The organism is Pantoea wallisii (genome assembly GCF_002095485.1).
Taxonomy (GTDB): Bacteria; Pseudomonadota; Gammaproteobacteria; order Enterobacterales; family Enterobacteriaceae; genus Pantoea; species Pantoea wallisii.
The window spans coordinates 1-23,573 of sequence record NZ_MLFS01000001.1; the positions used below are offsets into that span (position 1 = coordinate 1).

Genomic DNA, 23,573 nt, shown 5'->3' on the forward strand with positions numbered 1-23,573 from the left:
GACGTTCAGGGCTTTTTTACGTCTGCAGATCGTGCATAACCCTCTTTTTAACCCTCAACATTAGTGTTTTACTCGCCATAGTCTTAGTTCCCGTAAAAAAAATAACCCTGAAAAGTGTTTTAAAATTACTCAATAGCGGTTTTGAAATCACGAATCCGGCGAAAATAGCCGCTAAAAATCATCTCTTGCCCCGCCCTGTACTCTGTTGCGATGTCACAACTGACCGGCCAAAAAATCGTTATCCCATCTAAAGCTGAAACATTTTCATAAAGTGCATGAAGGCTCGACATAATGCACTGACCAGGCTAATCTCGGGCATCTGGATGTCTAAACGTTTATATGGTTATCAGTAAGAGGTAAGCAGGTTATGCCAATCAGGGTCCCCGACGAATTACCGGCAGTGAATTTTTTACGCAATGAAAATGTCTTTGTCATGACCTCATCGCGCGCCAGTGTGCAGGAAATTCGCCCGTTAAAAGTGCTGATCCTTAACCTGATGCCAAAGAAAATCGAAACGGAAAACCAGTTTTTACGCCTGCTATCCAACTCGCCGCTGCAAATTGACGTTCAACTGCTGCGGATCGATAGCCGCGAGTCGCGCAACACGCCCAGCGAGCATCTGAATAACTTTTACTGCAATTTTGAAGACATCCAGCATGACAACTATGATGGCCTTATTGTCACCGGCGCGCCGCTGGGGCTGGTTGATTTCAACGATGTTGCCTACTGGCCGCAGATTCAGCGTGTGCTGCACTGGGCGAATGAGCATGTCACATCAACACTGTTTGTCTGTTGGGCTGTGCAGGCTGCGCTCAACATCCTCTATGGCATTCCTAAGCAGACTCGCCAGAACAAACTCTCCGGCGTGTATGAGCATCAGATTCTGCATCCGCATGCCCTGCTGACGCGTGGCTTTGACGATAACTTCCTTGCACCGCACTCACGTTATGCTGATTTTCCCAGCCAGCTGATTCGTGATTACACCGATCTGGAGCTGTTTGCGGAGTCAGAAAGCACGGGTGCCTATCTCATGGCGAGCAAGGATAAGCGCCTGGCTTTTGTCACCGGCCATCCTGAATATGATGCGCTGACGCTATCCGGTGAATACCATCGTGACTACGAAGCCGGGCTACATCCGGAAGTCCCGTTTAACTACTTCCCGCAGGACAACCCGGAGCTGCCACCGCGCGCCACCTGGCGTAGTCACGGTAACTTACTGTTCTCTAACTGGCTCAACTACTATGTCTACCAGATCACGCCGTTTGATCTTCGTCGTATGAATCCAACACTCGAATAATCCCTTCGTACGCTTGCCGGTTAATGCCGCGACAACCTCTGGCTGTCGCGGCATTTTTTTATCTGCGCTAAATATATGGAAAGTATTGCCTTTAATTCGCTGGATTAAATTACTTTTTAATCAGCTAGTTATTCTATATTTAATTCAAAAATGGAAATAGTTTTTGAAATTAAAATAAAAATCATTATGCTCTGATCTTGCCGGTTAAAAAACACCCTACATAACGATCCGTCTGAGACAGGGCGGATCAAACCAGGAGGCAGCCCGCATGACAGATACGGTTATCAACACACGCTTACCTTTAGCCAGCCCTTTTCCCACGCGGAACAGCAGCTGTTTACGCCACAGGCGATCGATTTCCTGCACTCTCTGATTGCCCGCTTTGCGCCTGAACGTGAACGCTTACTGAAAGCACGTCAGCAGCGTCAGCAACATTACGATCAAGGCGCCCTTCCGGATTTCGATTCGGAAACCGCTTCCATTCGTGAGAGCGAATGGCAGGTACGACCCATTCCACAGCTGCTGCGCGATCGTCGTGTGGAGATCACCGGCCCACCGGATCGCAAAATGGTCATTAACGCGCTGAATGCTAACGTCAATGTGTTTATGGCGGACTTTGAGGATTCGCTGGCGCCAACCTGGCAAAAACTGGTTGAGGGGCAGCTGACGCTGCGCGATGCCGTTAATGGGACCCTAAGTTTTACCAGTGAAACCGGCAAAATCTACCAGCTGCGTTCCGACCCCGCTCTGCTGATGTGTCGCGTCCGCGGGTTGCATCTGGATGAGAAGCACGTTGAGTGGCGCGATCGTGCCATTCCCGGCGGACTGTTCGATTTCGCTCTCTATCTGTTTCATAACGTTGAAGCGCTGCTGGAGAAAGGGCACGGGCCATGGTTTTACCTGCCGAAAACCGAACACGCGAGTGAAGTCGCCTGGTGGCGTGAGATCTTCCGCTTTAGTGAGGATCGTTTTGATCTGCCACGGGGCACGATTAAAGCGACGGTGCTGATTGAAACATTGCCGGCGGTGTTTCAGATGGACGAGATCCTGTGGGAGCTGCGCGATCACATTGTCGGACTGAACTGCGGGCGCTGGGATTACATCTTCAGCTATATCAAAACTCTGGGTCAGCACAGCGATCGTATCCTACCGGATCGCCAGCAAATCAGCATGGATCAGCCTTTCCTGGATGCCTATTCGCGGCTGCTAATCAGAACCTGTCATCGCCGTGGCGCGCTGGCGATGGGCGGCATGTCGGCTTTAATCCCGAGCAAAGATCCCGAGCGTAACGCCTGGGTAATGCAGAAAGTGCAGGAAGATAAAGCACGCGAAGCGGGTAATGGCCACGATGGCACCTGGGTGGCGCATCCCGGTCTGGCTGACATCGCGATGGCGGAGTTTGACCGCCAGCTCGGCGATCGCCCTAACCAGCTGCACGTCAGTCGCGATCAGGATTCCGCCATTACCGCTGAACGCCTGTTGCGCCCCTGCCGTGGTCAGCGAACGGAAGCGGGGATGCGCGCCAATATTCGCGTTGCGCTGCAGTACCTTGAAGCCTGGATCAGCGGCAACGGCTGCGTACCGATCGATGGCCTGATGGAGGATGCCGCCACCGCTGAGATCGCCCGCACCTCTATCTGGCAGTGGATTCACCACAAGCAGATCCTCAGCGACGGTCAGCTGGTAACGGCAGCGCTGTTTGAGCAGTTTCTCGATGAAGAGCTGGCGGCCCTGCGGCACAGCATCGGTGAGGAGCGCTTCCGACAGGGCCGTTATGACGATGCCGCCGCCTTAATGGCGCAGATCACCACAGACAAAGAGTTAGTCCCTTTCCTGACGCTGCCGGGCTACCGCCTGCTGCCCTGAACCTGGAGATAGTGCTATGTCGAATCGTACACAACAGATCGCTCAACTGGAATCGGACTGGCGTGGGACACGCTGGCAGGGCATTACGCGCCCGTACAGCGCTGAAGAGGTTATCAACCTGCGCGGCTCGGTTAACCCGGCCTGTACGCTGGCGGAACGCGGTGCGCACAAACTGTGGGCGCTGTTGAATGGCTCGTCCCGTAAAGGTACATCAACAGCCTTGGCGCTCTCACGGGCGGGCAGGCGGTACAGCAGGCTAAAGCCGGTATTGAGGCGGTCTATCTCTCTGGCTGGCAGGTCGCAGCAGATGCCAATCTCGCCGGGCAGATGTACCCGGACCAATCACTCTACCCGGTGAACTCCGTACCGAACGTGGTGGAGCGTATCAACCAGAGCTTCCAGCGCGCCGATCAGATTCAGTGGGCCAGCGGGCTGTCACCCGACGATGAAGCGTATATTGACTACTTCCTGCCGATAGTAGCGGATGCTGAAGCCGGCTTTGGCGGCGTACTCAATGCCTTTGAACTGATGAAGGCGATGATTCAGGCGGGTGCGGGCGCGGTACATTTTGAGGACCAGCTGGCGGCGGTGAAGAAGTGCGGTCATATGGGCGGCAAAGTGCTGGTGCCTACCCAGGAAGCGATTCAGAAACTGGTGGCTGCCCGTCTGGCTGCGGATGTCATGAATGTGCCCACGGTATTGATAGCGCGTACCGATGCCGATGCCGCTGATCTGATTACGTCAGACTGCGATGCACGTGATGCGCCCTTTATCACTGGCCAGCGCACAGCGGAGGGCTTCTTCCGTACCCGTGCCGGCATTGAGCAGGCGATCGGTCGCGGGCTGGCGTATGCGCCGTACGCCGATGTGCTGTGGTGTGAGACCTCCACGCCGGATCTCGCTCTGGCGCAGCGTTTCGCTGAAGCCATCCATGCGCAGTATCCGGGCAAGCTGCTGGCCTACAACTGCTCGCCATCGTTTAACTGGAAAAAGAACCTCGACGATCGCACTATTGCCCGCTTCCAGCAGGCGCTGAGCGACATGGGTTATCGCTTCCAGTTTATTACTCTGGCCGGCATCCACAGCATGTGTTCAACATGTTCGATCTGGCGCACGCCTACGCGCAGGGTGAAGGCATGCGCCACTATGTAGAGAAAGTGCAGCAGCCGGAGTTCGCCGCGCGCGAAAAAGGCTACACCTTCTCTTCACATCAGCAGGAAGTTGGCACCGGCTATTTTGATCGCATCACCAATGTGATTCAGGGCGGGGAGTCGTCGGTCACCGCGCTCACCGGTTCTACCGAAGCCACACAGTTCTAGCCTTCACGCTGGCCCACGGAGGGGCCTTGTCTGCCGGAGCACTGCCTATGTCACCAGGAGAATCCCTGATCGCCCATACTATCCTGCAGGGTTTTGACGCCCAGTATGGCCGGTTTCTTGATATCACCGCCGGGGCGCAGCAACGCTTTGAGCACGCCGACTGGCATGCGGTGCAGCAGGCCATGAAAGCCCGTATCCACCTTTACGATCACCATGTCGGCCTGGTCGCCAACCAGCTGCGTATTTTGAATGCGCGATCGGACTGGGATGAGGCGTTCTGGCTGCGGGTCAAAAGCCACTATGAAACGCTGCTGCCCGGCTATCCGCGACATGAAATTGCCGAAAGCTTCTTTAACTCGGTGTATTGCCGCTTACAGGGACACAGCCATCTGTTTCCTGAGCGCCTGTTTATCTTTCCGTCGCAGCCCGTGGTGACCGCGCCGGAGCCGCAGCGCCCCATCTCCCGGCTGTACCGTCCGCAGCCGTGCTGGCAGGCGACGCTGCGCCAACTGCTCAACGATATTCCGCTGCGCCTGCCGTGGCAGGATCAGACGCGTGACATCGGCTGGATTGTACGTCATCTGCATGAGCACTTTAGCGCCGCCCAGCTGGCACACGCCACGCTGGACGTGGCCAGTGAGCTGTTTTATCGCAATAAAACCGCGTGGATTGTCGCGCGCCTGCAGCTGAGCGAAGGCGACATCGTGCCGTGCCTGCTGCCGATTCAGCGCGATGATGCCGGACGTTTGTGGATCGACACCTGCCTGACTGACGGCAATGACGCCAGCATTGTGTTCGGCTTTGCCCGCGCCTATTTCATGGTCTATGCGCCGGTACCGGCGGCGCTGGTGACGTGGCTGCAGCCGATTCTGCCGGGTAAAACCGTGGCGGAGCGCTATATGGCTATTGGTTGCCAGAAGCACGGCAAAACCGAGTGCTATCGTGAGTATCTGCACTATCTGGCCCACAGTCAGGAGGATTTCACCGTCGCGCCCGGCATACGCGGCATGGTGATGCTGGTGTTCACGCTGCCGGGCTTCGATCGCGTCTTCAAAGTGATCAAAGATCGTTTTGCGCCGCAGAAAGAGGTGACCGATGCGCAGGTGCGCGCCTGCTACCGCCTGGTGAAAGAGCACGACCGCGTAGGGCGCATGGCTGATACCCAGGAGTTCGAATACTTTGCCCTGCCGCGTGCGCGTATTCCGGCCGCGCTGCTGGCGGAATTTCAGCGTGATATCCCGGAAAAAATCGAGGTACGTGATGATGTCGTGATCATCCGGCATCTGTGGCTGGAGCGGCGCATGGAGCCACTCAATCTGTGGCTCATGCAGGCTACGCCAGCACAGCGCCAGCACGCGATTGAAGAGTATGGCGATGCCATTCGTCAGCTGGCGGCGGCGAATATCTTCCCTGGCGATATGCTGTTTAAAAACTTTGGCATGACGCGCCACGGCCGCGTGGTGTTTTACGATTATGATGAGATTCGCCCGATGACGGAGTTGGTGTTCCGGGATGTGCCGGCCGCGCGTCATGAAGAGGATGAGCTGCAGGCCGAACCCTGGTACAGCGTCGGGCCGGATGATGTGTTTCCGGAGACGTTCCGCTATGCGCTGTGCAGCGAGCCGGCGACCGGCAAACTGTTACAGACTCTGCACCCGCAGCTGTTTGATGCCGGCTGGTGGCGCGCGCTGCAGGCACGCATCCGCGCCGGGCATATTGAAGAGGTGATCGCCTGGCGCGCGGCACAGCGCTTCAGCGCGCGCTACGCCTCGGTAGTCGCTTAACGGCCAGAGTAAGTTTGCGTTACCTGTTTGGCGGCACGAATCACCAGCGCGCCGAGTTCGGTGATGCGGTCATCGGTCATGCGCGCCAGCGGGCCGGAAAGCGAGATCGCTGCAAAAGGCTCGCCATGCTCATCGTAGACAGGCGCGGCAACGCAGCGCAGGCCAAGCGCGTGCTCCTCGTCATCGTGGGAAAAGCCCATCTTGCGGATCAGCGCCAGATTCTCTTTCAGGCTGTGCGGCGACATCAGCGTCTTTGGCGTGTAGTAGTGCAGGCCTTTCTGATGCAGCAGCGCGGTGACCTGTTCATCGCTCAGATGGGCGAGAAACGCTTTACCCGCGCCGGAGGCGTGCATCGGCAGCTTACCGCCGATCGGCGCGGACATACGCATCAGCTGGGTGCACTGCACCTGATCAATAATCACCGCCTGATAATCACTGAGATCCAGCACCGCAAGGTTGACCGTTTCACCGGACTCCTCCATCAGCTTACGCAGCACCGGATGCACGATAGCCAGCAGATTACGGCTCTGCAGGAAGCTGCTGCCGACCACAAACGCGTGAGAGCCGATCGTCCACAGGCCGAGATCGCCCACCTGATGCACAAAGCCCTGCTGCTGCATGGTGGTTAACAGACGATGCGTGGTGGAGTTGGGCAAACCGGCCTGCTGCGCCAGCTCGGTCAGGGCCACGCTACCGTGAGATTCGGCAATCAATTCAAGTAAGCGCAGGCCGCGGGTCAGCGACTGAACCTGGCCGCCGGCCGGGGCACTGGCTGCCGTGGTGGTACGGGGTTTTTTGCCGCGTTTTGCGGGCACCGGGGTTGCCATAACGTCTCCAGATTCACTGCAGTTGTGGAAACCATTTTCGTTTTAAACGGCATGAATGCAAACGCTGGCTTACTGGTCGGATCTGCCAGCGAGCGCTTCCAAAAATGTCACATCTGCCTGACTTTTGCTCACCCTAAAGTTATGCCAGTATGTCTGGCTGGTATCTTAGCCAGCGTAATGACGCGGACGGGGCGAGAGTGAGCAACAAAACAGACAGGCTGCATCAGCAACTGGCACAGCGCATCATGATTCTGGATGGCGGCATGGGCACCATGATCCAGAGCTACAGATTAAGTGAGCAGGAGTTCCGCGGCCGCCGTTTTGCCGACTGGCCTTCTGATTTGAAAGGCAATAACGACCTGCTGGTGCTGACCAAACCGGAGGTGATTCGCGAGATCCACGATGCCTATCTGGCCGCGGGCGCCGATATTCTGGAAACCAACACCTTCAACGCCACCTCCATCGCCATGGCCGATTACGCCATGGAAGCCCTTTCAGCGGAGATCAATTTCGAAGCAGCCAAACTGGCCCGCGCCTGCGCCGACGCGTGGACGGCAAAAACACCGCATCGTCCGCGCTACGTCGCGGGTGTGTTAGGCCCGACCAACCGCACCTGCTCAATCTCACCGGACGTTAACGATCCCGCTTTCCGTAATATCACGTTCAATCAGCTGGTGGAGGCCTACCGTGAATCGACTCACGCGCTGATTGCGGGCGGCGCTGACCTCATCATGATAGAAACGGTGTTTGATACCCTGAACGCCAAGGCGGCGATTTATGCGGTGCAGGCGGAGATGGAAGCGATGGGCGTTGCGCTGCCGCTGATGATCTCCGGCACTATTACCGATGCCTCAGGCCGCACGCTCTCCGGCCAGACCACGGAAGGGTTCTACAACTCGCTGCGCCACGCGGAACCGCTGTCATTTGGCCTGAACTGCGCGCTGGGCCCGGATGAGCTGCGTCAGTACGTGCAGGAGCTGTCGCGCATCGCTGAAGGTTACGTCACCGCGCACCCCAACGCCGGCCTGCCCAACGCGTTTGGTGAATACGATCTGGATGCTGCAACCATGGCCGAACAGATTGGCGAATGGGCACGCGCTGGCTTTCTTAATATCATCGGCGGCTGCTGCGGGACCACGCCGGCACACATTGCTGCCATGGCGGCTGCGGTTGAGGGCGTAACGCCACGTCCGTTGCCGGTGATTCCGGTAGCCTGCCGCCTCTCCGGCCTGGAGCCGCTAAACATTCAGGCCGATTCGCTGTTTGTGAACGTGGGTGAGCGCACCAACGTCACCGGCTCGGCAAAATTTAAGCGCCTGATCAAAGAAGAGAAGTATAACGAAGCGCTGGATGTGGCGCGTCAGCAGGTGGAGAGCGGCGCGCAGATCATCGATATCAACATGGATGAAGGCATGCTGGATGCGGAAGCGGCCATGGTGCGCTTCCTCAATCTGATTGCCGGCGAACCGGATATTGCGCGAGTACCTATCATGATCGACTCCTCAAAATGGGAGGTGATCGAAAAAGGGCTGCAGTGTATCCAGGGCAAGGGCATCGTTAACTCCATCTCCATGAAAGAGGGCGTTGAACCCTTTATTGCGCACGCACGGAAAGTGCGGCGCTACGGTGCGGCGATGGTGGTGATGGCGTTTGACGAGGTCGGTCAGGCAGATACCCGCGCACGTAAAATTGAGATCTGCCGCCGCGCCTACAAGATTCTGACTGAAGAGGTCGGTTTCCCGCCGGAAGATATCATCTTCGACCCCAATATTTTCGCGGTAGCCACCGGCATCGAAGAGCATAACAACTATGCGATGGACTTCATCGGCGCCTGCGAAGATATCAAACGCGAACTGCCGCACGCGATGATCTCCGGTGGGGTATCGAATGTCTCGTTCTCGTTCCGCGGCAATGACCCGGTGCGCGAAGCTATTCACGCGGTATTCCTCTATTACGCTATCCGCAACGGCATGGATATGGGCATCGTGAACGCCGGTCAGCTCGCCATTTACGACGATCTGCCCGCCGAACTGCGCGACGCGGTAGAGGATGTGATCCTGAACCGCCGCGACGATGGCACGGAGCGTCTGCTGGCGCTGGCGGAAAAGTACCGCGCCAGCAAAGGCGATGGCGAGCAGGAGAAGCAGCAGGCGGAGTGGCGCAGCTGGGAGGTAGTTAAGCGGCTTGAATACTCGCTGGTGAAGGGCATCACTGAGTTTATTGAGCAGGACACGGAGGAGGCGCGTCAGGCCGCCGCCCGCCCGATAGAGGTGATTGAAGGGCCGCTGATGTCCGGCATGAACGTGGTCGGCGACCTGTTTGGCGAAGGTAAAATGTTTCTGCCGCAGGTGGTGAAATCGGCGCGCGTAATGAAGCAGGCGGTGGCGTATCTCGAACCCTTTATACATGCCAGCAAAGAGGCCGGACGCAGTAACGGCAAGATCGTGCTGGCGACGGTGAAAGGTGACGTGCACGACATTGGCAAAAATATCGTGGGCGTGGTGTTGCAGTGTAATAACTACGAAATTATTGACCTTGGCGTGATGGTGCCGAGTGACAAAATCCTGAAAACGGCCATAGAAGCGAAGGCCGATATTATCGGGTTGTCCGGGCTGATCACGCCGTCGCTGGATGAGATGGTCAACGTGGCGAAAGAGATGGAGCGTCAGGGCTTCACCCTTCCGCTGCTGATTGGCGGCGCCACCACCTCGAAAGCGCATACGGCGGTAAAGATCGAGCAGAACTACAGCGGCCCGACGGTGTATGTGCAGAATGCTTCACGCACGGTGGGCGTGGTGTCATCCCTGCTCTCCGCGACGCTCCGGGACGATTTCGTGGCCCGTACGCGCAAAGAGTATGAAACGGTGCGCATTCAGCACGCGCGGAAAAAGCCGCGTACGCCGCCGGTCAGTTTGCAAGTGGCGCGTGACAACGCTTACGTCATCGACTGGGAGAGCTACACGCCACCGGTGGCGCACCGCACCGGTGTCAGCACGGTCGATGCCAGTATCGAAACGCTGCGTAACTACATCGACTGGACGCCGTTCTTTATGACCTGGTCGCTGGCCGGCAAATACCCGCGCATTCTGGAAGATGAAGTAGTGGGCGAAGAGGCGCAGCGTCTGTTTGCTGACGCCAACGCCATGCTGGACAGGTTAAGCGAGCAGGGCACGCTGAAGCCACGCGGTGTCGTCGGGATTTTCCCGGCCAACCGGGTTGGCGATGACATTGAAGTGTATCGCGACGAGAACCGCAACACGGTGCTGTGCGTCAGTCATCATCTGCGCCAGCAGACCGAGAAAACCGACTTCGCCAACTACTGCCTGGCGGACTTTGTGGCGCCTAAATTTAGCGGCAAAGCGGATTATCTTGGTGCGTTCGCCGTCACCGGCGGGCTGGAAGAGGATGCGCTGGCTGAGGCGTACGATAAGCAGCACGATGACTACAACAAAATCATGGTGAAAGCGGTGGCCGATCGTCTGGCAGAAGCCTTCGCGGAGTATCTGCATGAGCGGGTACGCAAGGTGATCTGGGGCTTTTCCGCTCATGAGAATTTAAGCAATGAAGAGCTGATTCGTGAAAATTATCAGGGGATTCGTCCGGCGCCAGGCTATCCGGCCTGTCCGGAACATACCGAGAAGGCGCAGATCTGGCAGCTGCTGGATGTGGAGAGCCACACCGGCATGAAGCTGACTGAATCCTTTGCTATGTGGCCCGGCGCGGCGGTTTCTGGCTGGTACTTCAGCCATCCGGAGAGTAAATATTTCGCCGTGGCGCAGATCCAGCGCGATCAGGTAGAGGATTACGCGGCGCGTAAGGGGATGAGCGTCAGTGAGGTCGAGCGCTGGTTAGCGCCCAACCTTGGATACGATGCGGACTGAGCCGTGTTGCGCAAAAAATTGCATAATCCGCCGGTCGCCATTAATGGCGACCCTGCATCGCCTGCTTTTGTCTTTCGTAGGGTGCGCATTCATGCGCACCGGAAAACCTGCGCGGGCGATTACCCCCGCGCGGCTGGTTAATTAAAACGCGCATCGCGATCTGACGTCAGGTCATACAGCTGGTACTTACGGCCCAGCATCTGGCCACCGTCACGCGTCAGCGGTACCCAGTTCACCTGCGCACGACCGCGGGTTGGCGTCACGGTAAACAGATCCATCGGAATCGAAATATAGAAACCTTTGGTGAAATCGCCTTCGCCGTACGCTTCTGCCGACACATTGGTTTTGGTGGCATAGAACCCGACCATCACGCCGCTGTCGAAGCGCTTCGATACATCCAGCGTTACGCCCTTATCCTTCGCCAGATATTGGCCAACGCTGGCTTTCACCAGCACATCCTGCATGAACCACGGACGCCAGTATGCGGTCAGATGACCGGTTGGCGCCTTATAGTCGGTGAACTTCATCATGTTGTCCCAGTCGCGCTGCTTCACGTAGTTTGCATCGAGACCAACCGCCCAGTTGCTGTCCACCGGACGGTACAACACTTCGCTGCCCACGCCGCCATACATGGTCTCCAGGTAACCGCCATACACCTGGCCGTAGAAACCATTGCCCAGATAGCGCATGTAGTTGGCCTGCAAATCATTCACGTAGACGTTGTTCGCCACGTAATCGCGAATGTGCGTGCGCACGCGTGGCAACGTGGAGTCCGCCGGCGCGCCATTGTAGTTAAACTTGTCGTAGTTGTTGGCGATGTTACCAAACAGGCTACCGCCCACCAGCAAGTGGTCGGTCAGCCAGTAATCGACATTGCCCATCACGCCAAGCTGATACATGTAGAAGCTTTCCGGGCCGCCAACCGACTGATTCAGCACCGGCGACAGGCTGTAGTTCAGACGCTCTTTGCGAATGAAAAAGCCCTGCTCGGTGTTACCCGCATCGACCGGCTCTTCACGCGTCTGCTGCAGCGGCTGCTCATGGCCCAGCGGATAGCCGCTTAGCGTGTTGTGCAGGCTGGTTACGCGGGTGCGCGTTGTCACCTGCGGCATATTGAAGCGCGATTCGGTAACATCGATGGTATCGATGCCGGCAGGCAAATTATTCATGATGATGCGGTTAGCGCGATCCACGCCTTCACGCGTATCGCGATATTTGGTCTGCTCACCGGAAACGTACAGCGTGCTGCCGCGGGTTTGAATACGCGGCCCGCTCAGGCCGGCGTTGTACTTCAGCTCCGTCAGTTGGTTCGCGACCACCGTCGGCTCCAGCAGCTCGCCCTGCGGCTGCGGCTGATAAGCCGGTTTGGCGCTGTCGATATGCGACTGATGTAAATCGTTGAAGTTGGTGCGTACCGTTACGCCGAACATAAAGGTGTTGCCGCGCTCGTAGCTGGCATTGATATCTGCCCAGTCGGTAAGGCGATAAATGGCGCCGACGTTTACTTTGCTGCGCTGCTCCAGGCGGCCCGCAAAGTCATCCTGATAGTCGTTCCCTTCATACTCCAGCTTCAGGCGCAGCGGCTGCCACGGCGTCTGATACTCTACGCCGCCAAAGAGGGCAGCCGGGCCGTGAAACATCTGTGAACCATTGATTGAGCCTGCTGAACCGCCGCCGGTGCGGCTGCAGAAACTGTCGCTGTACGAGCAGAACGGGTTCCTGATGCTGCCGCTATTGCCCAGGTAACCCCAGCCGATACCGGCGGTGAAATCAAACGGGCCCCAGGCTTTGCTGGCCACCAGATATTCGCTGTCGAACAGGCCGGTGCCGCCCAAATCGCGCGAGCCAACCGCCACTTCCGGCAGCCAGTAGCTCTCCTGCCACAGGCGTAATTTCACGTCGAACGCTTTATCTTTGTAGCTCTGATTGCCGCTAAACCCCTCTACCGCGCTGTAGCGACGGGTACGTACATCGGTGTAGCGCACGGTGGTCTCCAGCCAGGGAAACAGCTGTAACGACGCGGAGTAGTAGCGATACTGATCGTTATCGCGGAAGTTCAGGCTGAATTCGCCCTCTTTCGCCATACGCGCGGTAGGCGTCTGCATCAGACCAACGCCACCGAAATCCGATTGAGAAGGGCCGATGGGCTGCGGCCAGGTTTCAGCGTGCACCTGGCAAGCCGCAGAGACAGAAACAGCCAGCAGGCTGAGAAGCAGTTGTTTTTTCATCAGTCTGGAATCCGGTGAGTCAGGACGGAGAGCATGCGCGCATTCAAATCAGCCTGGCCCCAGGGCAGGCTCCACGAGGTAAAACCGAGCCAGATCACGCTGCCAGGTTCGACTTCAATGTGGCGTTGATTCCAGTAAGCAATCGGCACCTGCTGTGTTGCGCCAGAGGGCGCAATGACCGTCGCGATGCTGCGTTCGCCGCCGGACAGACGATCGTGGGCTGCCAGGTAGTCCCGCACCGTGCGGCCAGGCTGCCAGCTCTCTTTGCCGGGATTGCTCAGCGCACCGAGCACCAGCACCTGCGTGGGCGGCGCGACGGTATAGAGATCGTAGCTGCCCAGTAACGTGCGGTTGGCTTCGGGACGCAGCCGCACCCAGTCAGGATCGAGTGAGGTAAACAGGCGGCCCGTTATCTGCAGCGTGCTCAGCTGGTGGATCACTGAACCGATAGTTGCCGCCAGCGACTCACCGCTCCCGGCCTGCCAGGCTCGCAGATCGGCCAGCAGCTGTTTCTGCTGCTGCTGCGCGACCACCGTGGCGTCGCGGCTGGCGATCACCGTACCAGGCCACCAGGTCTGCAGCGCCGGATTGGTGACCAGCTGGCTCAGATTCTGAGCGTGATCGATGCGCAGTGACGTCTGGCCATGGACCGTGACCTGACTATCGGCCTGCGCGACACCCATAACGGGCAGGGCCAGTATGGCCAGCAGAGAAGTTATTTTTTTCATGATTTTGCCGGCTTCAGAAGGGTAGTGACAATCGGATACGCGTCAGCGGCGAGCGTCTGCTGCGCCTGCAACACGGTGCCATCGCGGTTATCGATCCAGAATGTGTTCTGCCACGTCGCACCCAGGCTATCGATGCGCACGGTCTCATGCCAGACGCGGCACGCCACCTGTTCACCCGCCAGGTTCAGCACGCTGTCATCGCCGCGCTGAAAGGTTGAGACGGCGGTAGCAGCGCGCACGTTAGCCTGTTCGCGCCACTGGACAACGCGCGTCCAGCCGGCCCCATTGTGCAGATGCAGCGCATCGGTCAGCGGGTCCTGTGCCAGATTGCTGACATCCTCCAGGTTATCGGGCAGGCCAAGGGTTTTCACCAGGCGGCCATGCCGGAACACCAGCATGGCTTTATCCTGTGTAATCCACTTCTGCAGGCCATTTTCGTTGTAGCCCAGCACCACAAAAATACGCGGGCCGTCATTCACACGGGCGTACATGCTGGCGTAGGGCAGGTTTTGTACCTGTTCATCGGTGATGGTGACATCGTCCGGTCCGTTGATGGCCAGCATCACGGTCTGTTCGAGGCCTTTTTGCGTTTGAGTACAGGCCTGCAGCAGCAGGCAAAGCAGCAGCAAAGAGAGTTGGCGCACTGTGTATCCCTGTCTAAATCGAACCAAAAAGCAAAAAATAACCACACGGCTGTGTGGTTATGTTTAAAGGTGCTACATCAACGTGTGGTGCTCGTTGTGGTGGTGGTCGTTGTACCGGTATTGGCACCGTCGCCGCCGCCAGCGGCAGCAACGCCAAGCCCTACTAACGCACCGAGCGCGCCGATACCGACGGCTGTGCTCGCACCGGTCGAGATTGCTCCCGCCTGTGCGCCCGCTGCGGCACCCGCTTCTTCCGGTGCGGCAATCGCAGAGGAGGAGACGGCAACGTAAAGGAGGGCTGCACTGGCAACCATAAGTTTTTTCATAACATTCTGTCCTGCATTTAGATAAAGCATGAATGAAGGATTTACCCGGATTTTGGGCGGGTTCAGTATAGGGCAACAAATTACCAGAGTTCAGCACAAGGAAAAGAGGGCGATCAGGCAAGGCATTTCTGGTGAAAAATAAGGCGAATTGGCGATAGCTGCTTTTTTTAATTGTGCTTTTTTGGCGAAGTGACATGTTTGCGCTGTTACGCGTGGCGCGGCAGGATTTTCTGCTTTTGCATTAAAAATTGGTACGGAATAGGAATATTCAGATTTTCCTGAAAGGCGTTAAATAGAAACCTCAGGATAATCATTAAGATGGATTCGATTTACCCGCTAAACAGATCCATTTTTAACTAAAAATTGCCAGAGGCAATCTTTAAATCTTCCGATTTTCCTTAGGTCACTTTAAGAATTTTCTAAGCGAGTCGCGGCGGGAAAGTCGCAATATTGCGACGGGGATGGATTGACGAACATAAATAAGGCGGCATTTCAGCCGCCTTATTCCGGTTGACCAGTAAATTAACGCCAGGATTTATAGCGGTTAATTAAGCCATTGGTGGAACTGTCATGGCTGGCAATCTGCGCATCATTCTCGAGCTCTGGCAAAATACGGTTCGCCAGCTGTTTGCCCAGCTCAACGCCCCACTGGTCAAAGGTGAAGATATTCAGAATTGCGCCCTGCGTGAAGATTTTATGCTCATACAGCGCAATCAACGCGCCAAGGCTGAACGGCGTAATCTCGCGCAGCAGGATGGAGTTGGTTGGACGGTTACCTTCAAACACCTTGAACGGCACGATATGCGCTACAGATTCAGCAGACTTACCGGCATCGGTAAACTCTTTCTCCACCGCTTCACGGGATTTACCAAACGCCAGCGCTTCGGTCTGCGCGAAGAAGTTCGACAGCAGTTTCGGATGGTGATCGGCCAGCGCGTTGTGGGTTTGCGCCGGTGCAATGAAGTCGCACGGGATCAGTTTGGTTCCCTGGTGAATCAGCTGGTAGAACGCATGCTGACCGTTGGTGCCTGGCTCACCCCAGATAATTGGGCCGGTCTGATAATCCACCGGATTGCCGTCGCGATCGACATACTTACCGTTAGACTCCATATTGCCCTGCTGGAAGTAGGCGGCAAAGCGATGCATGTACTGATCGTATGGCAGGATCGCTTCGGTTTCAGCACCGAAGAAGTTGTTGTACCAGATGCCAATCAGGGCCAGCAGCACCGGCAGGTTCTGCTCAGCTGGCGTGGTGGAGAAGTGCTTATCCATGGCGTGCGCGCCGCTCAGCAGCTGCTCGAAGTTGTCGAAGCCGATAGACAGAATGATCGACAGACCGATTGCCGACCACAGTGAATAGCGGCCGCCAACCCAATCCCAGAACTCAAACATGTTGTCGGTATCGATACCGAATTCACCTACCGCTTTACCGTTGGTCGAGAGGGCGGCAAAGTGCTTCGCTACATGCTGCTGATCGCCTGCGGTTTTCAGGAACCAGTCACGCGCGCTGTGGGCGTTGGTCATGGTTTCCTGCGTGGTGAAGGTTTTTGACGCCACGAGGAACAGGGTGGTTTCCGGGCTCAGCGTCTTCAGCGTTTCGGCGATGTGCGTGCCATCCACGTTAGACACAAAGTGCATGTTGAGGTGATTTTTATACGGGCGCAGCGCTTCGGTCACCATGAAAGGACCCAGGTCCGAGCCACCGATACCGATGTTCACCACATCAGTAATGGGCTTGCCGGTATAACCTTTCCACTCGCCGCTGATGATGCGCTCAGAGAAGGCTTTCATCTTCGCCAGCACCGCATTCACTTCCGGCATCACATCTTTACCATCGACCAGAATAGGCGTATTGCTACGGTTACGCAGGGCAACGTGCAGTACGGCACGATCTTCCGTACGGTTGATCTTCTCGCCTGAGAACATCGATTTAATGGCACCGGCCAGGTCAGTCTCTTTAGCCAGCGCCTGTAATTTGTCGAGGGTTTCCTGGGTGATGCGGTTTTTTGAGAAATCCACCAGCATCTGATCATCAAAGGTGGCAGAGAATTTCGCAAAACGATCGGCATCCTGCGCAAACAGATCGGCGATTTGCACCGACTTCATCTGTTCAAAATGCTGCTGCAGCGCTTGCCAGGCTGCGGTTTGTTTCGGATTGATATTTTTCATGGCAACACTCTTGTTGAAATAAGAACCGTCATTCCCTCCGGGCGCGTCCTGCTGGCCCGGCATGCTTAGCTTCACTTACGGCTTACAAGCTATACCCTAAACAATTCGCGTTTCAGTATGACCACAGTTGCTACTGAAGGGAAAAAATTTGTCACCGTAGCCGCCGTGTTTCAGGTAAATCCGGCGGCAATTGTCCGCGGAATAGCGACAAAAATCCCTGTGCCGCATCAGCAAAAAGTGAGGTTACGACACACCGACTTTTACTTTAGGCTGCTGTCCGCAGGCGCGCTTGTTCAACGATGCGCAAACCCAAGTGTAAAAATGATTTACCCGCGCGCCACAAGGCTGGACAGCAGAACAATTAATCGATAATTTATGCGCGCGACTTGCACCTCCGGGTGCAAGCCAGAAGAGGCGCGTCGCCCAGGCAGTGTGTTCAAGGACCCGTATCCAGCGAGAACACATCAGGGGGTGCGACGCCGAGGTGGCGCAACACGCGGAGTGTTGTGCTGTCGGCTGCAGGGGCTGAATCCTCTGGGTTGTCACCAGAATCGTCCGCAGTCGGACGATTCGCAAGGTGAAGTGCTTTTGGTGACTCATCTCCTGATCTTGTCTGTCCAATTCTGCTCTTCTCTTGTGCCAAGGCTGTTACCCGATCTTCTCTTCCGCGTATGGGAGGAGATAACCTGACACGAGGTTTTGTTACATGTCTCAATCGTTGATCGTGGCAAAATTTGGCGGCACCAGCGTTGCCGATTTCGATGCCATGAACCGCAGCGCGGACATTGTGCTGTCCGATGCCAATACACGCTTAGTGGTGCTCTCGGCTTCTGCCGGTATCACCAACCTGCTGGTCTCTTTAGCGGAGGGACGCGAGCTGGAGCAGCGTGCTTATCTGCTGGATGAAATCCGCACCATTCAATACGCCATCATTGATCGTCTGCAGTCGCCTGAGGTTATCCGTCAGGAGATTGATCGCATGCTGGAGAACATCCTGATGCTGGCGGAAGCCGCTGCGCTCGCCACCTCCACAGCGTTAACCGATGAGCTGGTCAGCCACGGTGAGCTGATGTCCACGCTGCTGTTTGTGGAGATCCTGCGTGAGCGCCAGGTGAACGCTGAGTGGTTTGATGTGCGTAAAGTGATGCGCACCAGCGATCGCTTTGGACGCGCTGAGCCAGATGTGGCGGCGTTAAAAGCGTTGACCGCCGTGCAGCTGGCGCCACGCATTGCGGAAGCGCTGGTGATTACCCAGGGCTTTATTGGCAGTGAAGATAAGGGCCGAACTACCACGCTGGGCCGTGGCGGCAGCGATTATACCGCTGCACTGCTGGGTGAAGCGCTGCATGCGGCGCGGATAGATATCTGGACTGACGTCGCCGGCATTTATACGACCGACCCACGCGTGGTACCGGCGGCGAAACGTATCGAGGAGATCACCTTCGAAGAAGCGGCTGAAATGGCGATCTTCGGTGCCAAAGTGCTGCATCCGGCGACCTTGCTGCCCGCTGTGCGCAGCGACATCCCGGTGTTTGTCGGCTCAAGCAAAAATCCGGCTGCAGGGGGTACGCGCGTCTGCAATGAGACCAAAAACCCGCCGCTGTTCCGCGCGCTGGCGCTGCGTCGTAAGCAGACCCTGATGACGTTGCACAGTCTGAACATGCTGCATGCACACGGCTTCCTCGCCGAAGTGTTTGCCATCCTCGCGCGCCACAATATCTCTGTCGATCTGGTCACCACCTCCGAAGTGAGCGTGGCGCTGACGCTGGATACCACCGGCTCCACCAGCAGCACCGACAGTCTGCTGACACAGGCGCTGCTGACCGAGCTGTCATCGCTGTGCCGCGTAGAGGTTGAAGAGAACCTTGCGCTGGTGGCGATTATTGGTAATAACCTGTCGAAAGCCTGCGGCGTGGGCAAAGAGGTGTTTGGTGCGCTGGAGCCCTTCAATCTGCGCATGATCTGCTACGGCGCCAGCAGCTACAATCTGTGCTTCCTGGTACCCACGCCGGATGCTGAAGAAGTTGTGCGTGCGCTGCACAAGAATCTTTTTGGCTCCTGATACGCCAGGCTCACCTGTTAAGCCGGACAATGTCCGGCTTTTTTATTGCCTGGTGCGCAGCCTGACGGCTTTTCGGAGAGATTGCAGCGTAATTTCCAGGCCAGCAGGCTGATTTCCAGCAGCCGATAGGCATTTAGGCTGCTCTGCGTACCTCAGGATAATGAAATGTTATGATCCGCTGTCTGCCTGCGGTCGTTCCCCGCAGTGCACTTCATCTGTGGCAAATCACACTATAAAGAAAACGCTAAGGACATCGCTTCATGCTCGCCAAACTTACCCGCCTGTTCCCACTCTGGGCCGTGCTGCTCTCCGTTGCGGCCTACTATTCGCCGTCAACTTTCCTCGGTATTGGTCCGTGGGTCACTTATCTGCTGATGCTGATTATGTTCGGCATGGGCGTAACGCTAAATATTGACGATTTTAAACGCGTGCTGGTGCGTCCGGCGCCGGTTGTTGCCGGCACCTTCCTGCACTATCTGGTGATGCCGCTGGCGGCCTGGGCGCTGGCGAAGCTGTTCCAGATGCCGCCGGATCTGGCTGCCGGCATGATTCTGGTGGGCAGCGTTGCCAGTGGCACCGCATCCAACGTGATGATCTATCTGGCGAAAGGGGATGTAGCGCTGTCGGTTACCATCTCATCGGTTTCTGCGCTGGTGGGCGTCTTTGCTACGCCGCTGCTGACGCGCTTCTACGTGGATACGCACATTCAGGTGGATGTGGTTGGCATGCTGCTAAGCATCGTGAAAATTGTGGTGATCCCGATTAGCCTCGGCCTGATCATCCACCATTCGATGAACAGCGTGGTACGCCGCGTTGAGCCTTATCTGCCGGCGTTTTCGATGGTCTGTATTCTGCTGATCATCAGTGCGGTGGTCGCGGGCAGTCAGGGCTTTATCGGTTCGGTGGGCCTGATGGTGATTGCAGCGGTGATATTGCACAACGCGATTGGTCTGCTCGGTGGTTACTGGGGCGGTAAGCTGTTTGGGTTTGATGAATCCACCTGCCGCACGCTGGCGCTGGAGGTCGGTATGCAGAACTCTGGCCTGGCGGCCACGCTGGGCAAGCTCTACTTCTCACCGCTGGCGGCCCTGCCTGGCGCGCTGTTCTCGGTCTGGCACAACCTCTCCGGTTCTCTGCTGGCGGGTTACTGGTCGGGTAAAACGATTGAGAAGAAGCAGAAATAATGGGTTATGCATATTGGTCGCCATCAATGGCGATCGGTTAAGTATCATAGATCTGTTGATACCGGTGCGCATAAATGCGCGCCCTACAAAAAAAACCGCAATGACCTTGTACGGTCGCCATTCATGGCGACCGTACATGCTTATCGGACAAGTGTGTCGCCATAAATGGCAATTCAACAATATTCGACCGGTGCGCTAACGCGTACCTTTAAAATATGAAAAAATTTACTTAATCCTCTTCATGGGCCAGACCGATTTATTCTTTTTTTACTGATGCAGGAAAAGCCAGAAAGGGGAAGAGTAAATAAGGTGCAACGATTAAAAGAATAAACACTCCCCGTGAATATCCCGCATCGTTTATTCTTCTGCTGCCACAAGCCAGCGATGGCATAACAAAGAGCAGTAAAGGAATCCATGCTATTTCATTAGTGAGTGAAGCAAACATGCTAAGATAACAACAAAACCAGATAATCTGGAACATCATAAAAGCGATGTAATATAAGCGGCTATCTTTGCCACTATAATCAAACGTCTTAATCAATCCATTTTTTATTGGTGTTAATAAGAGAGTCAGCGCCATTTTTTTCTAACCACCATAAAAATGATGAGAGACAGCAAGGCTGCTAAAGCATAAGCGGTAGCAAGGCTAAAATTATCAATATGTACCCCGCATAATCCAGTGCGAACCGGGTGTCTTTATCAGCGGAGTTATGTTGGATGAGATGTGCGCCTGATAATATTTTTATTCGCTGCCACAAGGAAATGTTATCTGCAGTGATTTTATGACCTTCGAGATACACGTCCTGTTTGCGATAAAGTTGGTAAACCATTTTGTGAACCTGGATCAGCGAGGCGCCAATACCATGCCAGTTAAGCGCATCACGGTTGTAGATCCGTTCGATGATAATGAATATCCCGGTTCCTTTATAAGATTCAATATTGTTCATAGCGTCATCCTCCTTGAGTTAGTGGATTATAACTAATGATTAGAGTTGCTTACAATAAAAAATCAGGAGACTTGTCTATTGTATACCGGGAGATAGCAATGGTTAACGCATGTTATCTCTGGTACTGCTTTGTTTATAAAGGACTTATTCACTTTTCATGATGGTTGCCTGTAAACAGGCAACCCATTTTTATTATTTGGATTACTAATTTTTTATAATATTACCATTAGCGTTTTAGAGAACTCTGCGTCGCGATACCCGGGCATCGCGGTACTGTTCTCGTCAGCCCACCTGTGCCGCCAGTGAATCAGCAGAACCGCCAGCACGCCAAACACTACAGCTTCAGGTAAACCCGAATCCCGTCCAGGAACATCTGCGTCGCCAGCATAATTAATATCAGCCCCATCAGGCGCTCAAGCGCGTTAACGCCCTTATCACCGAGCAGGCGCAGGAATAGGCCGGACATCAGTAAAATTGCCACGGTTACGCCCCAGGCGATCAGCAGCGCGCCCACCAGGTGCGTCATTTGATGGGGATACTGATGCGAAAGCAGCATCAGTGTCGCCAGCAGTGACGGGCCGGCAACCAGCGGAATCGCCAGCGGCACCAGGAAGGGCTCTTCACCGGCCGGCAGGCCGCTGGTACTGGTCTCGCCAGAGGGAAAAATCATGCGGATAGCGATCAAAAACAGAATTACGCCGCCGGAGATCGACACGGTTTCGGTGCGCAGATTCAGGAAGGTCAGAATGCGCTCGCCGGCAAACAAAAACAGCAGCATCAGTGCCAGGGCGATTAGCAGCTCGCGGATCAGTACCACACGGCGACGCTTTGGCTCCAGATGCTTCAGCACCGACATAAAGATCGGCAGGTTGCCCAGCGGTCCATAATCAACAACAGCAGTATGGTCGCGGATATCATCTCAGTCATTATTAGTAAACCATCCCTTCAGGTCGGCCACGGCCGTTATTAGTTGTACTGCTGAAAAAGTTAGCGCAATCGAATTAATTCACTTGCCAGAAGTGCTGCATTTTGTAGAGTTGAGGGTCCCAGGTAAACCTGAATTACGCAGACTGGCGTATAAACCGCGTCAGATCTTTTACTCGCACCATACAGGCCTCGGCCAGAGCTCCTGAGACGGACAGAAAATGAAGAATGTAGGTTTTATTGGTTGGCGTGGCATGGTCGGCTCTGTGCTGATGTCACGCATGAGCGAAGAACGTGATTTCGATGTCATCAATCCGGTCTTCTTCTCCACGTCGCAACTGGGTCAGGCTGCGCCAGCGTTTGGCGGCAAGTCCACCGGGGCGCTGCAGGATGCTTTTGATATTGAGGCGCTGAAGGCGCTGGATATTATTATCACCTGCCAGGGCGGCGACTATACCAGTGAAGTCTACCCGAAGCTGCGTGAGAGCGGCTGGCAGGGCTACTGGATTGATGCGGCTTCCACGCTGCGCATGAAAGAGGATGCCATCATCATTCTCGATCCGGTCAACCATCAGGTGATTCGCCAGGGGCTGGATAACGGCATCAAAACCTTCGTGGGCGGTAATTGTACCGTCAGCCTGATGCTGATGTCGCTCGGCGGCCTGTTCGCGAACGATCTGGTAGAGTGGGCATCAGTGGCCACTTACCAGGCCGCGTCCGGCGGCGGCGCGCGGCATATGCGTGAACTGCTGACGCAGATGGGCATGCTGCACGATCACGTAGCCAAATCGCTCCAGGACCCGGCATCCGCGATTCTCGATATTGAACGTAGCGTCACCGATTTCACCCGCTCCGGCACGCTGCCGACGGATAACTTTGGCGTGCCGCTGGCGGGCAGCCTGATTCCGTGGATCGACAAGCAGCTCGACAACGGCCAGAGCCGCGAAGAGTGGAAAGGTCAGGCCGAAACCAACAAGATCCTCAATACGGGGAACATCATTCCGGTTGATGGCCTGTGCGTGCGCGTTGGCGCGCTGCGCTGCCACAGCCAGGCGTTTACGCTGAAACTGAAAAAAGATGTGCCGCTGAACGAAATCGAGCAGCTGCTGGCTGCGCACAACGAGTGGGTGAAAGTAGTCCCTAACGATCGTGAGATCACGATGCGTGAACTGACCCCTGCAGCGGTAACCGGCACGCTGACAACTCCGGTGGGCCGTCTGCGTAAGCTGAACATGGGGCCGGAGTACCTTTCTGCCTTCACCGTGGGCGATCAGCTCCTGTGGGGCGCGGCCGAACCGCTGCGTCGCATGCTGCGTCTGCTTATCGACTAAGCGCAGCGGCAAACCAGTCAGGCCGGGGGTTCCCGGCCTTTTTTATAACGTCCGGC

At 56.0% G+C, this 23,573-nt stretch carries 15 protein-coding genes, 3 pseudogenes and 1 riboswitch; of the genes and pseudogenes, 9 read left to right on the forward strand and 9 right to left on the reverse strand.

The window, feature by feature from the left end:
• The 5 genes and pseudogenes from HA48_RS22230 to aceK form a co-directional block, all read left to right on the forward strand.
• On the forward strand, nucleotides 1-251 hold a 251-nt coding region (locus HA48_RS22230), incomplete at its 5' end, for a hypothetical protein (protein ID WP_208613086.1).
• 116 nt (nucleotides 252-367) lie between these two features.
• A complete protein-coding gene (metA, locus tag HA48_RS00005) occupies nucleotides 368-1,297 on the forward strand; it encodes a homoserine O-acetyltransferase MetA (RefSeq protein WP_128599205.1) in 930 nt (309 codons plus the stop codon).
• A 268-nt stretch (nucleotides 1,298-1,565) separates the two neighbouring features.
• Nucleotides 1,566-3,163: pseudogene (gene aceB / locus HA48_RS00010) on the forward strand (malate synthase A).
• Between the two features lie 16 nt (nucleotides 3,164-3,179).
• Nucleotides 3,180-4,482: pseudogene (gene aceA, locus HA48_RS00015) on the forward strand (isocitrate lyase).
• 47 nt (nucleotides 4,483-4,529) lie between these two features.
• On the forward strand, nucleotides 4,530-6,266 hold the full coding sequence (gene aceK, locus HA48_RS00020) for a bifunctional isocitrate dehydrogenase kinase/phosphatase (protein ID WP_128599207.1): 1,737 nt from the start codon (nucleotides 4,530-4,532) through the stop codon (nucleotides 6,264-6,266).
• Here the strand turns inward: aceK and iclR are convergent.
• Complete coding sequence (gene iclR, locus HA48_RS00025; RefSeq protein WP_128599208.1) at nucleotides 6,263-7,093, reverse strand: glyoxylate bypass operon transcriptional repressor IclR; 831 nt, start codon at nucleotides 7,091-7,093, stop codon at nucleotides 6,263-6,265. The genes aceK and iclR overlap by 4 nt on opposite strands.
• A gap of 149 nt (nucleotides 7,094-7,242) precedes the next feature.
• On the opposite strand from iclR, the gene metH reads away from it, so the two are divergent.
• Nucleotides 7,243-10,974, forward strand: coding sequence for a methionine synthase (gene metH, locus HA48_RS00030; protein ID WP_425270650.1), 3,732 nt, complete (start codon nucleotides 7,243-7,245; stop codon nucleotides 10,972-10,974).
• Between the two features lie 137 nt (nucleotides 10,975-11,111).
• Here metH and HA48_RS00035 read toward each other — a convergent pair whose 3' ends face one another.
• The 5 genes from HA48_RS00035 to pgi all read right to left on the reverse strand — a co-directional run bounded on the left by HA48_RS00035 (nucleotide 11,112) and on the right by pgi (nucleotide 17,069).
• Nucleotides 11,112-13,202, reverse strand: a complete 2,091-nt coding sequence (locus HA48_RS00035) for a YjbH domain-containing protein (protein ID WP_128599210.1) — start codon at nucleotides 13,200-13,202, stop codon at nucleotides 11,112-11,114.
• Nucleotides 13,202-13,930 carry a capsule biosynthesis GfcC family protein gene (locus HA48_RS00040; RefSeq protein WP_128599211.1) on the reverse strand — a complete coding sequence of 243 codons (729 nt, stop codon included), beginning with the start codon at nucleotides 13,928-13,930 and terminating at the stop codon, nucleotides 13,202-13,204. The genes HA48_RS00035 and HA48_RS00040 overlap by 1 nt, the downstream gene beginning before the upstream one ends.
• The gene (locus HA48_RS00045) at nucleotides 13,927-14,574 is read right to left on the reverse strand and encodes a YjbF family lipoprotein (RefSeq protein WP_128599212.1); all 648 of its coding nucleotides are present in this window, start codon (nucleotides 14,572-14,574) and stop codon (nucleotides 13,927-13,929) included. Before HA48_RS00045 ends, HA48_RS00040 begins: the two co-directional genes overlap by 4 nt.
• A 77-nt stretch (nucleotides 14,575-14,651) precedes the next feature.
• A complete protein-coding gene (gene yjbE, locus HA48_RS00050) occupies nucleotides 14,652-14,900 on the reverse strand; it encodes an exopolysaccharide production protein YjbE (RefSeq protein WP_128599213.1) in 249 nt (82 codons plus the stop codon).
• 522 nt (nucleotides 14,901-15,422) lie between these two features.
• Entirely contained in the window at nucleotides 15,423-17,069 is a 1,647-nt protein-coding gene (gene pgi, locus HA48_RS00055; protein ID WP_128599214.1) for a glucose-6-phosphate isomerase, read from the reverse strand.
• A 401-nt stretch (nucleotides 17,070-17,470) separates the two neighbouring features.
• A riboswitch (Lysine riboswitch) is annotated at nucleotides 17,471-17,665 on the forward strand.
• 110 nt (nucleotides 17,666-17,775) lie between these two features.
• Between pgi and lysC the strand changes: the two genes are divergently transcribed.
• Entirely contained in the window at nucleotides 17,776-19,131 is a 1,356-nt protein-coding gene (gene lysC / locus HA48_RS00060) for a lysine-sensitive aspartokinase 3 (RefSeq protein ID WP_128599215.1), read from the forward strand.
• A gap of 260 nt (nucleotides 19,132-19,391) precedes the next feature.
• A complete protein-coding gene (panS, locus tag HA48_RS00065) occupies nucleotides 19,392-20,315 on the forward strand; it encodes a ketopantoate/pantoate/pantothenate transporter PanS (RefSeq protein WP_128599216.1) in 924 nt (307 codons plus the stop codon).
• Nucleotides 20,316-20,571: 256 nt separating this feature from the next.
• Here panS and HA48_RS00070 read toward each other — a convergent pair whose 3' ends face one another.
• The 3 genes and pseudogenes from HA48_RS00070 to HA48_RS00080 all read right to left on the reverse strand — a co-directional run bounded on the left by HA48_RS00070 (nucleotide 20,572) and on the right by HA48_RS00080 (nucleotide 22,189).
• Nucleotides 20,572-20,895: a DUF805 domain-containing protein gene (locus HA48_RS00070; RefSeq protein ID WP_128599217.1), complete on the reverse strand. Its 324-nt coding sequence runs from the start codon at nucleotides 20,893-20,895 to the stop codon at nucleotides 20,572-20,574.
• A 43-nt stretch (nucleotides 20,896-20,938) separates the two neighbouring features.
• Nucleotides 20,939-21,262 carry a hypothetical protein gene (locus HA48_RS00075; protein ID WP_208613087.1) on the reverse strand — a complete coding sequence of 108 codons (324 nt, stop codon included), beginning with the start codon at nucleotides 21,260-21,262 and terminating at the stop codon, nucleotides 20,939-20,941.
• Between the two features lie 334 nt (nucleotides 21,263-21,596).
• Nucleotides 21,597-22,189, reverse strand: a pseudogene (locus HA48_RS00080) (YhgN family NAAT transporter).
• A 218-nt stretch (nucleotides 22,190-22,407) separates the two neighbouring features.
• Here HA48_RS00080 and asd point away from each other — a divergent pair.
• A complete protein-coding gene (gene asd, locus HA48_RS00085) occupies nucleotides 22,408-23,517 on the forward strand; it encodes an aspartate-semialdehyde dehydrogenase (protein WP_128599218.1) in 1,110 nt (369 codons plus the stop codon).
• Nucleotides 23,518-23,573: the final 56 nt, after the last annotated feature.